Annotated in this window: 15 protein-coding genes; 3 read left to right on the top strand and 12 right to left on the bottom strand. The window is 59.8% G+C overall.

The window, feature by feature from the left end:
• The first annotated feature begins 24 nt into the window (after window positions 1-24).
• Complete coding sequence (locus tag ACXHXG_RS18260) at window positions 25-864, top strand: MipA/OmpV family protein (RefSeq protein ID WP_457900191.1); 840 nt, start codon at window positions 25-27, stop codon at window positions 862-864.
• Here the strand turns inward: ACXHXG_RS18260 and ACXHXG_RS18255 are convergent.
• From ACXHXG_RS18255 to ACXHXG_RS18205, 11 genes are all read right to left on the bottom strand, one after another.
• Window positions 805-2,139 carry a class I SAM-dependent methyltransferase gene (locus tag ACXHXG_RS18255; protein ID WP_457900190.1) on the bottom strand — a complete coding sequence of 445 codons (1,335 nt, stop codon included), beginning with the start codon at window positions 2,137-2,139 and terminating at the stop codon, window positions 805-807. The genes ACXHXG_RS18260 and ACXHXG_RS18255 overlap by 60 nt on opposite strands.
• Window positions 2,139-2,567, bottom strand: coding sequence for an EamA family transporter (locus tag ACXHXG_RS18250; RefSeq protein WP_457900189.1), 429 nt, complete (start codon window positions 2,565-2,567; stop codon window positions 2,139-2,141). Before ACXHXG_RS18250 ends, ACXHXG_RS18255 begins: the two co-directional genes overlap by 1 nt.
• Entirely contained in the window at window positions 2,567-3,712 is a 1,146-nt protein-coding gene (locus tag ACXHXG_RS18245; protein ID WP_457900188.1) for a peptidogalycan biosysnthesis protein, read from the bottom strand. Before ACXHXG_RS18245 ends, ACXHXG_RS18250 begins: the two co-directional genes overlap by 1 nt.
• A complete protein-coding gene (locus ACXHXG_RS18240; RefSeq protein WP_104824697.1) occupies window positions 3,693-4,508 on the bottom strand; it encodes an alpha/beta hydrolase in 816 nt (271 codons plus the stop codon). Before ACXHXG_RS18240 ends, ACXHXG_RS18245 begins: the two co-directional genes overlap by 20 nt.
• On the bottom strand, window positions 4,498-5,370 hold the full coding sequence (locus tag ACXHXG_RS18235; RefSeq protein ID WP_104824698.1) for a fatty acid desaturase family protein: 873 nt from the start codon (window positions 5,368-5,370) through the stop codon (window positions 4,498-4,500). The genes ACXHXG_RS18240 and ACXHXG_RS18235 overlap by 11 nt, the downstream gene beginning before the upstream one ends.
• The gene (locus ACXHXG_RS18230; RefSeq protein WP_104824699.1) at window positions 5,367-5,720 is read right to left on the bottom strand and encodes a DMT family transporter; all 354 of its coding nucleotides are present in this window, start codon (window positions 5,718-5,720) and stop codon (window positions 5,367-5,369) included. Before ACXHXG_RS18230 ends, ACXHXG_RS18235 begins: the two co-directional genes overlap by 4 nt.
• A complete protein-coding gene (locus ACXHXG_RS18225) occupies window positions 5,717-6,670 on the bottom strand; it encodes an arginase family protein (protein WP_104824700.1) in 954 nt (317 codons plus the stop codon). The genes ACXHXG_RS18230 and ACXHXG_RS18225 overlap by 4 nt, the downstream gene beginning before the upstream one ends.
• A gap of 4 nt (window positions 6,671-6,674) precedes the next feature.
• On the bottom strand, window positions 6,675-8,096 hold the full coding sequence (locus tag ACXHXG_RS18220; RefSeq protein WP_104824701.1) for an aspartate aminotransferase family protein: 1,422 nt from the start codon (window positions 8,094-8,096) through the stop codon (window positions 6,675-6,677).
• A 19-nt stretch (window positions 8,097-8,115) separates the two neighbouring features.
• The gene (locus ACXHXG_RS18215) at window positions 8,116-8,799 is read right to left on the bottom strand and encodes an MtnX-like HAD-IB family phosphatase (RefSeq protein WP_457900293.1); all 684 of its coding nucleotides are present in this window, start codon (window positions 8,797-8,799) and stop codon (window positions 8,116-8,118) included.
• 168 nt (window positions 8,800-8,967) lie between these two features.
• The gene (locus ACXHXG_RS18210) at window positions 8,968-10,347 is read right to left on the bottom strand and encodes a sensor histidine kinase (RefSeq protein WP_283047903.1); all 1,380 of its coding nucleotides are present in this window, start codon (window positions 10,345-10,347) and stop codon (window positions 8,968-8,970) included.
• On the bottom strand, window positions 10,344-11,000 hold the full coding sequence (locus ACXHXG_RS18205; RefSeq protein ID WP_104824704.1) for a response regulator transcription factor: 657 nt from the start codon (window positions 10,998-11,000) through the stop codon (window positions 10,344-10,346). The genes ACXHXG_RS18210 and ACXHXG_RS18205 overlap by 4 nt, the downstream gene beginning before the upstream one ends.
• 239 nt (window positions 11,001-11,239) lie before the next feature.
• On the opposite strand from ACXHXG_RS18205, the gene ACXHXG_RS18200 reads away from it, so the two are divergent.
• Window positions 11,240-11,524 carry a hypothetical protein gene (locus ACXHXG_RS18200; protein WP_104824705.1) on the top strand — a complete coding sequence of 95 codons (285 nt, stop codon included), beginning with the start codon at window positions 11,240-11,242 and terminating at the stop codon, window positions 11,522-11,524.
• A gap of 63 nt (window positions 11,525-11,587) precedes the next feature.
• On the opposite strand, the gene ACXHXG_RS18195 is transcribed toward ACXHXG_RS18200, so the two are convergent.
• Window positions 11,588-13,006, bottom strand: coding sequence for an aminotransferase-like domain-containing protein (locus ACXHXG_RS18195; RefSeq protein WP_457900187.1), 1,419 nt, complete (start codon window positions 13,004-13,006; stop codon window positions 11,588-11,590).
• A gap of 106 nt (window positions 13,007-13,112) precedes the next feature.
• On the opposite strand from ACXHXG_RS18195, the gene ACXHXG_RS18190 reads away from it, so the two are divergent.
• A complete protein-coding gene (locus tag ACXHXG_RS18190; protein ID WP_457900186.1) occupies window positions 13,113-13,976 on the top strand; it encodes a DMT family transporter in 864 nt (287 codons plus the stop codon).
• Window positions 13,977-14,026: the final 50 nt, after the last annotated feature.

The raw sequence follows: 14,026 nt of genomic DNA, 5'->3' as shown, positions 1-14,026 counted from the left end.
CGATCAGGGACGGGTGTTGGCAGAATGTTCAGCGTCAAAACATCTTTCGCCAGCGTCTCGGCGCTTGCCGGGATAGCTCTGCTGGCGACATCCGCAATCGGCGCGCTTCCGGCACTGGCGCAGGAGGCGGCGAAATCTTCGTCGAGTACCTGGATCGTTACGCTTGGCGGCACGGTGGAATACGGCCCTTCCTACGAAGGATCGAAGCATCTCTCCTTCAGCGGCATGCCATCCTTCGACTTTCATCGCCTTGGCGAAACGCAGGACTACAGCGCTCCGGACGACAACATCGACTATAGCCTCTTCGAGGTTGGCGGCATCGAAGTCGGTCCGGTCGTCGGCCTGAGAGGTGGGCGCTCGGCATTTGACGATTCCAGTCTGAACGGCCTGCACAGGGTTCACTGGAATTTTGACGCCGGTGCGTTCGCGCAATATTGGCCGATGGAAAATCAGTTGCGGCTGCGGGCGGAGACGCGTCAGGCATTGTGGGGCGGCGACGGCCTCGTTGCCGATCTGTCGCTCGACTGGTTCCAGCCCGTTGGAGATAGCTGGCTTCTGTCGGCGGGTCCGCGCATGTCGCTGGCGAACTCCACCTATATGCGCAGCAATTTCGGAATCTCGGCGAGCGAAGCCGTGAAAAACGGCCAGCTCGATGCCTTTGACGCCAGCGGCGGCTTGAAATCCGTCGGCTTCACGGTGGCCGCGACCTATACGATCTCGCCCGCCTGGAGCGTGCAGGTCTATGACAAATATAGCCGCCTGGTGAGCGATGCCGCCGACAGCCCGATCACCTCGCAGATCGGCTCACCCAATCAGAACATCATCGGCTTTACGCTCAACAGAACGTTCGATGTCCGGTTTTGAAGCCTGCTGCGCTTCGTTGCGGGCGATGTAGTCCCGCGTGACCGGAACGATGTCGTTGCGCTTGCTGATCTGGATCTGGAAGACGACGAGATCTTCGTAGCGGAACGCAGCCTCCGCCGTCGAAAGATAATATTCCCACATGCGGCAGAAACGCTCGTCATAGAGTTCCGCCACCTCGCCCCAGCGCGCCATGAAACGCTCGCGCCAGTTGGCAAGCGTCCAGGCATAGTGCAGGCGCAGCACTTCGACGTCGGTGATCGTCAATCCCGCTGCCTCGACCTCCGGTACGATCTCCGAAAGGGCCGGAATGTAACCGCCCGGGAAGATGTATTTGTCCAGCCAGGGCGTGGTGAAGCCGGGCGTTGCCGAACAGCCGATGGTGTGCAGCACCATGACGCCGTCATCCTCGAGCAACTCGGCGCATTTGCGGAAGAAGGTCCGATAGGATGACAGGCCGACATGCTCGAACATGCCGACCGAGACGATCCTGTCGAAATGACCTGTCAGGCTGCGGTAGTCCCTAAGCGCGAACTGAACCTCTGCCCGCGATGCCTCCAAGGCGCCCTGCAGCCGTTTCGAAGCATAGTCGTGCTGCTCTTCGGACAGGGTGACGCCGAGGACATAGCCGCCCGGCGCCTGCTCGGCCAGGTGCAGGGCAAGGCCGCCCCAGCCGCAGCCGATGTCGAGAATGCTGTTGTCCGGCTCGATCGACAGCTTGGCCGCCAGATGCCTTTTCTTCGCTAGTTGCGCCTCTTCAAGCGATTGACCGGGATGGGCGAAGTAGGCGCAGGAATATTGCCGGTCCGCATCCAGAAAAAGCTCGTAGAGCCGCCCGTCGAGATCATAGTGATGCGCGACGTTCGCCCTGGAACGCCCCGGCAGATTGCGGTGACGGAAAATCCGCAGCCTCGTGCGGATGTGATCGATGACACGGGCAATGAGCGGATGCGTGCTGTTCTGCGCCTCCCGCAGCATCATCGCGACGAAATCATAGAGCGAGCCCTGTTCGACAAGAAAACGGCCATCCATGTAGAGTTCGCCGAGCCGCAGGTCGGCGTCGACAAGGAAAGCCCACTGCGCGCTTGTGTCCGTGAAGCGAACATGCACCGGCTGACCAGTGGCATCGCCGAAAGTCAGGACGCGGCCGCCTGCGGTCGTCACCGTCAGTGATCCCCGCGTTACGATGTGCGACAGCGCGCGTCTCAAGCTCCAGTCCGCAAGGCCGGACGCGATGCTGACGCCCTTGTTTTGGTCTTCAGCTTGCAATCGGGACATCACTTATCCTTACCTGTGTCGGTACTGAGCGAACCGCGCTTTGGCTCCCAGCCATTTTGGTCTGAGGTTTCGCCCGCTGCACTGGCGATCAGCCAGACGCCCGTCAGGATCAATCCGCTGCCGATGACCTGCAGGCCGACGACGGGCTCGCCGAAGACGAACCAGCTTGTGGCTATGATCAAGACGTAGCTGATGCCGGAAAGGGGGAAGGCCCGGCTCAGATCAAGCTCGGAAAGCACATTCATCCAGATGAAGAAGCAGAGGATTTCGGCGGCGATCGCCGCCAGGATCCAATGCGACGTGAGCGCCTGCCAAAGCCAATCCGCTCCGCCAGCACCGTCCAATTGCGCGGCTCCGTGCTTGATGAAGAATTGGTACAGCGTGTTCAAGACCGGCACCGCCAGCCAGGATAAGCGCATCGACATCATCAGCCCGCCTCATCTGTCGAAAACAGCGGCGAAACTAGCCGCAATATTTTCTGGAGAACCGGATTGCGATGGCGAAAGAACATCGCGTTGGCGGTGAGCTTGCTGCCGAGCCGCACCTTGTTTTCATAATAGGCCTGGCCGCTCTGGTAGCGGCCTATGCCGTGCTCCAGGCAATAGCGCAGATTGGTGAACCAGCTCAGGAAATAGAGATTGTATGGCCGCCCCTGTTCGCCATCCATGCAGAAGAATTTGTCGATGGCGGCGCGTCCGTCATGGACGATCAGATTGGCAGCAAGAAGCCTGTCATCGACGAAATAGAAGGCGCAGAAAGAGCGACCGTCCATCCGGGAAAGGATTCCCTCGAAGTAACCGGCCGTCAGTTCCTCGAACTGCCATTCGCTGCGATTGCGTGTGTCGTGGTAGAGCCTCATGACCTCGGGCAGGAAATCGCCGAAATCCGTTCGAATCTCGACCCTGACCCGCGCAAAGGATTTCAACTTGCGGCGCATGTCCTTGCGCGTGCCGGAAGAGAGCCGGGCGAGATATTCGTCGATCGTCTTAAAGTCGATATCGAGCCAGGCGGTCGGCAAGCCGCCGATCATGGCGTAACGGCGGGCCGACAGCGGTCCGTCCAGCGCGGGGGCAACCGGCTGGGGAATGTCCTTGAGGCCCATCAGCGCGCAATCTTCCGTTGCCGCAAGCTGTTCGAAGAATGACAGCAATTCGGCAAACAACACCTCGCGGCGTTCCGGCGGCACATCGGGATGAAAGCCGACCGCGCCCGTTTCCGTGCAGGGAGAGCCAAGACAGGCGAGGCGCAGCGTCAGGAAGCCAGCAAAGCGCTGCCGCACCCACCGTATGCCCCTGCGCAGCGCGCCCTCTTCCAGCGTCGTGTCCAGGGCATAGGGGCAGAGGAAAGCCGGCATTGCGGCGCTGATCCGCCCCTCCTCGGCGACCGTGATGTAGCGCCATTCGAAGCCTTCGATACCGGCCTCCTCGATGGCCAGCAGGCAATCATAATCCTCGACCTGATCATGAAAGCAGGCGTTCCAGGCATCGCGGCCGATGGCGCGAATGCTGAAATGCACCTCGGCGACCGGATCGCGCGCCGGCGTCGGCGAAGGACTAAGCGAGCGCTGAAGCATGGCTCGCCTCGAAGAAATCGGCGGTGAATTCCGCGACCTGCCGGTGCTGACGATCGACGTGGATCATATGATAGCTGTCCTTGATCCACTTCAGCTCATGCGGGCCGCCAATGTGCTCGGAAATGTAGCGGGCGTGCCTCGGATTGCTGAGATCGTCTTCCTCCGCGTGCAGGATCAAGGTCGGCACGCGAATGTCGGGCAGCACGCCCCGCAGCGTCTTGCCCAAACGGTGCATCTCGACGATGCCGCGGCCAGGGAATTTCTCTAGCATGCCTTCGCCCGCCATTGCCTCGACCATGCGGCGCAAACGCTCGTCCTTGATGCCAAGGGATGAATTCTCTTTGAAATTGAGACGGTCGAGGAAGGGAATGCGCGATAGCCAGCCGATATGCGGCGACAGCAAAGTGTAGTGGCGTGGCACGTCCCAGCCGTCATAGTGGAAGCAGGGCGAATAGATCGCCACGGCCTTTATGAGATCCGGGCGGCTATTGGCGGCCAGCATCGACAGCTTGCCGCCCACACAGATGCCTGCCGCGAAAATATGCTGCGTGCGCCGCGCCATGAATTCCGCCGCCTGTACCACGCTGTTCAGCCAATCTTCCCAATGAGAGAGCCGTAACGCCCTGACATCCTCGCCGTGACCTGCCAGCAGCGGTGCGTGGACGCTGAACCCTCGGCGGTTGAGCTGACGCGCGACAAGCTTCATTTCGGCCGGCGCACCCGTTAATCCATGAATGAGGAGCACGCCTTTGCCGTTGTTTCCTTCGAGAAAGAAACTCAATTCCTCAGATTTCATGGGAAAGCTCCGCCTGCCGGTTTTCCTTGGCCATGAAGCCAAGGGCGTGGCAGGTGCTGATGACATGCGTGCCGGCCTTTTCCTGCTCTTCCTTGATCTGCTCGTGCAGCGTGCTCAGCTTCGTCCAATGGGTCCGCGGCCGGTAATGGTGCTCGGCATGATAGCCGTTGCCGAACCACAGCCAGTTGTAGAACGACTTGTGGCTGCTGACGCCCCAGGCGATCGGCTCGTCCGGATCGCCGTTCAGATGCTCGTAATAGCCGTTCAGCGACGACAGGCAGTTGCCGAAATAATAGAAGGGCACGAAGAACAGCACGGCCTTCCAGTCATAGATCAACGCAATTGCAGCAAGGCCAAGGAAGAAAAAGAGCTCGAACCGGCCCCATTTTGCATCGAACGGCCGCGTGCGGGCGATAGCCTTGTGAATGTCGCCGAGACTGTCCCGAAAGAAGCTCAGAAGCGTATAGGACCACACATTCTCCGGCTCGCCGTTGCGGCCGTGGCGATAGATCGACAAGAGATCGATCGTATCGCCCTTTTCGTCCGGCCGATCGCTGTTGCCGGAGTGATGGCGCATATGCACCCAATGATAATAGGTCTGCGAGAAGCCGATCGCGACCGATTCCAGCAGGCTGAACGCGTAGTTCATCCAGCGCGGCTTGAAATAGGGCGTGTGGATGAAATTATGGGATATGCTGTTGATATTCCACGAGATCGACACTGCATACAGGCAGCCGAGGACAGCCGAGAGCCATAACGGCCGGCTTTCGAAACCGACGATCAGATAGATGTCGAAAGCGAGATGCGCCACAGCGGCCAGAACCGGCGCGGCATCCCATCTGGTGTGCGCAAAGATTTTCATAGTCCGGTTACTCCCACGCAAGCCACGCCGGCGGTCACGAGGAACACACCCGTCGCGTGGCGGAGGTTGATATTTTCTTTGAAGATCAGGGCCCCGGCGAAGACGATGACGACATAGCTCAGCGCCATCAGCGGAAAGGCGATGGATAGGGGGACGTGCTCGAGCACGGCGGTCCAGGCGAGCAGCTCCACCGCCCAAAAGAAGATGCCCAGCCATGTCACTGGCTTGGTCAGCGCCGAAAGCAATGCGTTTTCGCTTGCCGACTGCTTGAAGCAGACCTCGCGCGCCGTTTCCGCCAGCACGCAGAAAAGGATCAGGCCGAGCATCGGAAGGGTCAGGCTGCCGCTCATGCCATGTACTCCGCCAGGACCTCCAGCAGCGCGTGGTTTGCGGCACTGTTGATATTTCTGATCGTTTCGGCCCTTGGCCGGATATGCGGCTGGTCGATAAAAACCTCGGCCCTTTTCAAAATCCTGGTTTGAAAACTGCCGGCATAGCTCGGGGCCGAGTAGTCGCCGATGACGTCTGCGCCGATAATGCGATGGCGGTTGCCGATTTCGCTGATCAGCGCCAGCAGGTAGGGCAGCCGCATACGGCCCTGGTCCCAGTTCGTCACGGCGTCATCCGCCACCAGCACATCCTTGTCGATCGTCAGATAGACCGCTTCGGTGCGAATCCGGCTCAGCATCCGGTCGATGAAATTTTCCTCGCCGATCTCGGAAATGGATTTCCAGTGCAGGGCGCCCTTCTCCTGCCGATAGCTGGCGCCGCTGCCGTATTCGGCCAAAACACGGCTCGGCGGATGTTCATAAGGATAGAGCTCCAGCTTGCCTTCGCCGAGCCAGTGCAGATTGGCGCCTTTGCGCTCCGGGCTGCGAAGGTCGTGACTGCAAACGCCGATGGTGATGACCTTTTGGATATGGCGGTTGGCCAGCGCGCTGTTGACCCAGGAGCCGCAATGCATCCCGCCATTGAAGGTGACCCAATCCGGATGATTGTCGAAATGAATGAGCGTCGTCGCAATGGACTGCCGCTCCAGAGCCCCATCGAGAAGCAGCGCCGTCACATGATGAAAGTCGCCGGAGCCCATGAAACAGAGCTGCGGATCCTTGCCGATTGCGGGCGTGTTCCGGACGATGTTGCGGCCGAGTTCGGCAAGCGCCTTCTGCTTGCTCCAGAGCCGCACCGCCCTGCCGGTTCCTTTATCGGCATATTGGCACGCGCCCGCAAACTTGCAGGCGCGCACGAAATCTGGCTGCAACTCCAACGCATCATCGAGATGAAGAAGAAGGAGTTGCACCGGTCTATCTCCGGGCTGCGCGCGTGAGAAGCTGATCGAGCAGGGCAATCGCCAGATCGATCTCCTCGCGGGTGATGAGCAGGTTCGGCGCGAAGGTGATGACGTTCTTGTGGTAGCCGCCGACGTCCAGCACGAGGCCGTACATCTTGGAGCCGACCTGAATGTCGCCCTTCATGCCCTCGTCGCAAAGCCAGTCCATCGTCGCCTTGTCCGGCGTGTAGCTGTCGTCCTTGCAGATCTCCATCCGCAGGGCCAAGCCGAGACCGTCGACCTCGCCGACGATGGCATGGCGCTTCTGCAATTGTTTCAGCCCATCGAGGAAATAAGCGCCCTTGGCCATGATGGCCGCGCCGAAATCCTCCTCTTCCAACATCTTCATGGTTTCGAGAGCCACGGCGGTCCCCATCGGGTTGCTGGCGAAGGTGGAATGTGTCGAACCGGGCGGGAAGATTTCCGGATTGATCATCTCTTCCCTTGCCCAGACGCCTGAAAGCGGATTGAGCCCATTGGTGATCGCCTTGCCGAAGACAAGAGCATCGGGGGAAACGCCGAAATGCTCGATCGACCAGAGCTTGCCGGTGCGGTAGACGCCCATCTGGATTTCGTCGACGACGAGCAGAATGCCGTGTTCGTCCAGCACCTTCTTGAGTTCGATGAAGAAGTTCATCGGCGGAATGACGTAGCCGCCCGTGCCTTGGATCGGCTCGATGTAGAAGGCGGCATATTCGGACTTGCCCGCCTTCGGATCCCAAACGCCGTTATATTCGCTCTCGAACAGACGGGCGAACTTCTGAACGCAGTGATGCCCGTACTCTTCCTTCGACATGCCCTTCGGGCCGCGGAAATGATAGGGAAATTCGATGAACTGCGCCCGATCCCCGAAATGACCGTAGCGGCGGCGGTAGCGGTAGCTGGAGGTGATGGCCGAGGCGCCGAGGGTGCGGCCGTGATAACCGCCCTCGAAGGCGAACATCAGGCTCTTGCCGCCGGTATAGTTGCGCACCAGCTTCAGCGAATCCTCGACGGCCTGCGAGCCGCCGACGTTGAAATGAACCCGCCCCTTGCGCCCGAACTTGCGTTCGGCGTCCTGGGCGATCATGGCCGCCAGCTCCACCTTTTCCCGGTGCAGATATTGCGAGGCGACCTGCGGCAGCCGGTCGAGCTGCCGGTGTGCGGCGGCATTCAGGCGTTCGTTGCGGTAGCCGAAATTGACAGCGGAATACCACATCTGCAGATCGAGGAACGGCGTCCCTGACTGGTCGTAGACGTAGGAGCCTTCGCATTCCTCGAAGAATTTCGGCTTTGCCGTATAGTGGACCGTATCGCCATGGGAGCAATAAGCCTCCTCAAGGATGCGCAACTCCGCCTCAGATTTGACGGGCGATTGCATCTCGCCACTGAAGGCTTCGACTACATTGGTTTTCATTAATGCCTCTCGGTCTGGTTCACGCGATCTTGGAATGCAGCAGCGCGCGGTGCTCCCGTGCGGCACTGGGAAGAATGGCTTTCATCTTTGGAAGCAGGTCGGCGAAATTGTCGAAGCCGACATAGGAAATGCCGCGGTCATCGCAGTAATCGGCGAGCTTGGCTTTTGCGAAGACTAGATCGACCTTGTCGGCAACACAGAAATCGCTTCGCCCATCGCCGATGTAGATCTGCAGTTCAGTTCCCCTGACAACCCGGCATTTGCAGACGCCTGAACCGGACATGCAGCCGGCTGCCGTGGGCGACGGAGAAAGAGAATACAAGTCTCGGCCATGAGCGAAGCGATAGGTGAGGACGTTGGCGACAATTCTGAGGTCGCCGATGCCGTGACGTGCCAGGATATGGCGAATGAAATAGTCGACCCCATCGCTGACGATCGTCACGGGCAGATCACTGCGGTTGCAGTATGACAGGAAATCCTCAAAGCCGGGGTCGATGGACACCTCGTCCAGAAGAGCCTCGAGATCTTTGCGACTCGCCTGCACGAGGGCGATCTGCCGGCGCATGCACTCGCCCGACCCTATCAGCCCCTGTTTCCACTGCTGTTCTATGTCTTCCCATTCGGAACCGGCGAAACGGGACAACACCATATCCGTCGCGTCTTCGATGGATATGGTTCCATCAAAATCGCAAAACACCTGCATGAAAAAACCCTTTCGCCTTATCCTGAAGTTGCGTTTAGCAACCACGGATGAGCCAGGCATGAGGGCAGGATGATGCGAAAATGAAAAACGAGCAGCCCCACGACTTCGTGAAAAGCTGAACCATCCAGCGATGAGCACCGAGCGCTCGGATGGGTATATAGGGTCGCTTTATTGGTTTTTGGGCAACCGCAGATCGACCCGCAGGCCGGTGCCCCAACGCGGCGTCAATAGCTGGATTGAGGCCGCCAGCCGGTCGGCCGTATCGGCGACGATCGCAAGACCGAGGCCGGCCCCTTCGGTGTGGAGCGTATTGAGCCGATAGAATCGCTGGAAGACCGCGGCACGTTCATCGGGTGGAATACCGGGCCCGCTGTCGCTGATCGATATCAGCCAGAGCGCGTTTTCAGAGGAGATCACGACTTCGATCTTGCCGGCAACGGGTGTGTATTTGATGGCATTGTCCAACAGATTGCCGATCATCATGCGCAGCAGCGATTCATCCGTTTTGACCTGCGCCGTCTCGTCGCCTTCCAGCAGCACATCGAGCTGACGGCTGGTGATGATATTGCCGAATTCCGCCAGAACCGATGCCACCATATGATAGAGCGCGACGGGCGTCGGATTGAGGGGATGATGGCTTACCCTGGCAAGCCGCAACAATTGCTCGATCAGATGTATGGCGCGATTGTTGCTGGCCACGAGATCGGCGATGATCGTCTGCCGTTCCTGCTCATTGTCGGTATTGTCCAGCATCTGCAGCAGCAGCTTCACGCTCGCCTGCGGGGTGCGCAATTGATGTGCCGCAAGATCGGAGAAGCGCCGCTCGAGGGTCAATGAGTGACCGAGTTTCTCCAGAAGCTGGTTGATCGAGCGGCCGAGCGGCAAGAGGTCACGCGGCAGGCCCTGGACAGGGATGGCGGAGAGATCGTCGGGCGACCGGGTGCGGATCTGGCGTACTAGCCCGTGGATCGTGCGCAGGCCGCTGTTGATGCCAAGCCAGATGAGGAAGCCGATGACCGGCACCAGCACAAGCAGCGGAAAGAAGAGATTGAGCAGGATGTTGGAGACCAACGTTTCCCGCAGGGCGATCTTCTCGCCGATCTCCATGACGATGGTCGTGTTCGGTATCGGCAGCGAGTAGACCCGCCATTCCTCTCCCTTATAGGTGAGCGTGGTGAAGCCGACCTTCTGCTGCGGCACATCGGACTGGAACGCCGTGCTGCTGTAGAAGCGAATACGGCCATCCACCCAGGCGCGAAACATGTGGGCGTCGGCATAGTCGTCGGCGTCCTCATTGAAGGATAGCTGGTTGTCCATGTTGAAGTCGATGTCGTCGATCTTCTTCGGAGAGCGGTCCGGCGATCTTTCCAGAGGGCGACGCAGCAAGCTCCAGATAACGTTCGCATCGTCGATGAGCTGGGCATCGTAGATATTGTTGATCTCGCGCGTTGCGCTGTTGAACGCGAAGGCGCCGATCACCACGATCGTTACCGCCACGACCGGCGCTATCCTGAAGAAGAGTTTGCGGGTTAGCGTAGACCTGATCATCGTTCGATCATGTAACCGACGCCACGGATCGACTTGATGAAATCGGTGCCAAGCTTCTTGCGCAGGTTGTAGATCGTCACCTCGATGGCATTGCTTTCGACGCTGTTCTCGGCATCGTAAAGTGCATATTCGATATCGTTCTTGGTCACGTATCGGCCGCTGCGCTCCATGAGCAGCTTCAGCAGATGGAATTCCTTGGCGGTGGTATGAACCTGCGCGCTGCCCTTGCGGGCAACCATCGCCGATGGGTCGACCTCGACATCGCCGCATCGTATGAGGCTTTCGGTTCGCCCGTCGCGGCGGCGGATCAACGCGCGCAGGCGGGCAAGCAGCTCGTCGAGATCGAACGGCTTGACCAGGTAATCATCGGCGCCCTCGTCGAGCCCCTCGACCTTCTGCCGCACGGCATCGAGTGCAGTCAGCAGCAGAACCGGCACCGCATTGCCCCGCTGTCGAATGCCTCTCAGCACTTCCATGCCATTAAGCTGCGGCAGGTTGATATCGAGAATAACAGCCGCGAAATGCGAATGCTGCGCGGCTTCAAGACCGGACTCGCCATCGCGCATCCAATCGACGCCGTAAGCGTGCTTCTCCAAAGCCTTCTTGAGGGATGATCCGAGAATATTGTCGTCTTCAACAAGCAGAACACGCACGGTCGATCTCATTTCGCCAACGGGGATTGGAAAGCCGATGTGAACCGCAATTGAAGCGGCCTTGTGGCAGAGCTATACTGTGATGCTGAAGTTCAGCAAGACCTGCAAGAGCGTATTAGAGCTGCTTCCCAGTGTCCGATTGTCTTTCCCATCCCTCTCTCTGCATTCGACCCTATCCAAAGACGTTTGGTCTGCATGTCTTGTCCGTAGACTGCGGGCGGAGCTGAGGCTGCAGGGACATGAAAACGTTCGCTCTTGTCGTTCCGTCGCTGATCTCAATCACCTTCGCCCTTTCCTTCACCGCCTTCGCCGCGAACACCGCAACTACGGGAAGCGGCAATTCCGCGCCATGCGCCAAAATGGTGGAGAGTATCAATAATGGGTTGAAGACATCGGCGATCAGCGCCGCCGACAGAAAGCGGGCAAGCGCCCTGGTGGCTGAGGGTCTCAAGCGTTGCAAGGCCGACGACTATTCCGGCGCCAACAGCTATTTCATCGACGCTTTGAAGATGCTGCATAAGTAATGCATCCGGCACTCCCGCTGGCCGGATTGTCATCGCCTGGGACCGGAGCGGGAACGCCGCCGCTCATCCGGCCCCCAATCTCCGCATCGACGCCGCCAGGACCTCGAAAATGCGAGCATCCGTTGATTGCGCAACATTGAAGCGGAGGAAATTGCTTGCCGCATCCCTCTGGCTGAAGGCATTGCCGGGTGCCAGGATGATGCCTTCGGCGAGGCAGGCGCGGGCGACGTCGGCCGCATTCAGCCCCTCCGGCAGCCGGCACCAAAGGAACATGCCGGCCTGTGGCTTCAGCCAGGGCGTGATGCCGATTGCCTCCAATCGGGAGATGGTTTCGCTCATGGCCTTGGCAAGCCGGACTCGCAACGCCTCGATATGCTTGCGATAGCCTCCGTCCTTCAGGGCCGAGAACAACAGCTCGGCCCCCAATTGGCCACCGCTGAAGTTGGTGGCGATCTTCAGATCGACAAGGCCGTCGATCCAATCCCGCCGCGCCGCGATGAAGCCGCAGCGCACCGAGGCCGACAGCGTCTTCGAGAAGCTGCCGATATGGATCACCCGATCGAGCCCATCATAGGCGGCAAGCCGCGGCGCCGGCACGTGCTCGAAATCGGCAAAAATATCGTCTTCGATGATGATCAGGTTGGAAGCATCCGCCAGCTTCAACAGGCGATGCGCCGTCACCGGCGACAATGCGGCGCCGGTTGGGTTGTGAACGGCGGAATTGGTGATGTAGAGGCGCGGCTTATGTCTTTCGAGTGCCTCGGCAAACCGCTCGATATCCGGCCCTGTCGGCGTGAAGGGCACGCCGACGATATTGGCCCGGTGCGCCCGCAGGAGAGCGTGGAAATTGAAGTAGCAGGGATCGTCGACCAGCACGGTATCGCCCGGTTCGAGCAGGAAACGGCAGAGAAGATCGATGGCCTGCGTGCCGGATTCCATGAGCATGATTTGATCAGGCGACGCCGTAATGCCGTGTTCGCCCATGCGCCGTGCCAGAAGCTGCCGCAACGGCGGCAGGCCGAGCGGTGTTCCATAGTTGGTGAGAATGTCGCTCCCGCCGGTCCGCGCCAGGGTTCGCATCGCTCGACGCAGCGCCGCTTCCGGCATCCAGGAGGGCGGAAGCCAACCGCAACCGGGCTTCAGAACATTGTCATCCACCTCCAACGACTGCCTCGAAATCCAGAGCGGATCGACATCGCGTTCGAGCCGGGGAGCGATCTCCGACAGGGAAAGCGGCGCGAGCGGCCCACAGACGTAAAAGCCGGAACCGGGCCGCGAACGGATGACGCCCTCGGCCGCCAGCCGCTCATAAGCCTCGACCACGGTGGAAACGGATACCTGCATCGTCCTGGCGAAGCTGCGCACCGAAGGAAGCCGCGCCCCCGGCACCAGGCTGCGTGCGGCAATGCGATTGGAAATCGCCGCCATCACGGCCTCGATGCGCGTTCCGCCAGCCCCATTCGTTACAATGGTATCGTTCATCCGTACTGCACCCCACACCATAACAGTTTGCAAAAATTGTACTGCGCCGTCTCTGGAATGACCAGCCGACTTCGCCGATACCGGCCGATAAACTTGGAGCATCGGAATGGACAAGACGACAAGCGGCTGGATCTATGGAATGACGGGCGTGCTGATCTTCAGCGGCTCATTGCCGGCAACACGGGTGGCGGTGATGGATTTCGATCCCGTCTTCCTGACGGTCGCCCGCGCTGCGATTGCCGGCATTCTGGCGCTGTGCCTGCTGCTCGCATTTCGGGAGAAGCGACCGGTTCGCAACGATATCATCCCTCTTGCCATCGTGGCGCTTGGATGCGTCGTCGGTTTTCCGCTGCTGACGGCACTGGCGCTAAAGCACGTCACCTCGGCGCATTCGATCGTCTTCATCGGATTGCTGCCGCTTGCCACGGCCATATTCGGCGTATTGCGCGGCGGCGAACGGCCACGGCCGGCCTTCTGGATATTTTCCGCCATCGGCAGCGCCATCGTCTGCGGCTATGCGCTGGCCCAGGGCATCTCCGCCTCGCCGGTCGGCGATTTGCTGATGCTGGCAGCAATCCTCGTTTGCGGGCTCGGCTATGCCGAGGGCGCGGTGCTGTCGCGCCGGCTGGGCGGCTGGCAGGTCATTTCCTGGGCGCTCGTCCTGTCGCTGCCAGTCATGATCGCGCTTTGCCTCTTCACCATGCCGCAGGCGATCGGCGGCATCGGTGAGCCGGCCTGGATCGGCCTGATCTATGTCTCGTTCTTCAGCATGCTGATTGGCTTCATCTTCTGGTATCGCGGATTGGCACAGGGCGGCATTGCTGCCGTCGGGCAATTGCAGTTGCTGCAGCCCTTCTTCGGCCTGGCGCTCGCTGCCACTCTTCTAAAGGAAAGCGTCAGTTGGTCCATGCTTGCAGTGACCCTCGGCGTTGTCGCCTGCGTCGTGGGCGCAAAGAAATTCGCGCGATAGCCTCCCCAGAAAATCAAATTCGCTCTTGCTCTCCTAAACCGATCGGTCTA

Source organism: Rhizobium sp. LEGMi-198b (assembly GCF_054114205.1).
The sequence above is the reverse complement of the archived record's forward strand: the minus strand, read 5'-3'. Positions and strand labels throughout refer to the sequence as shown.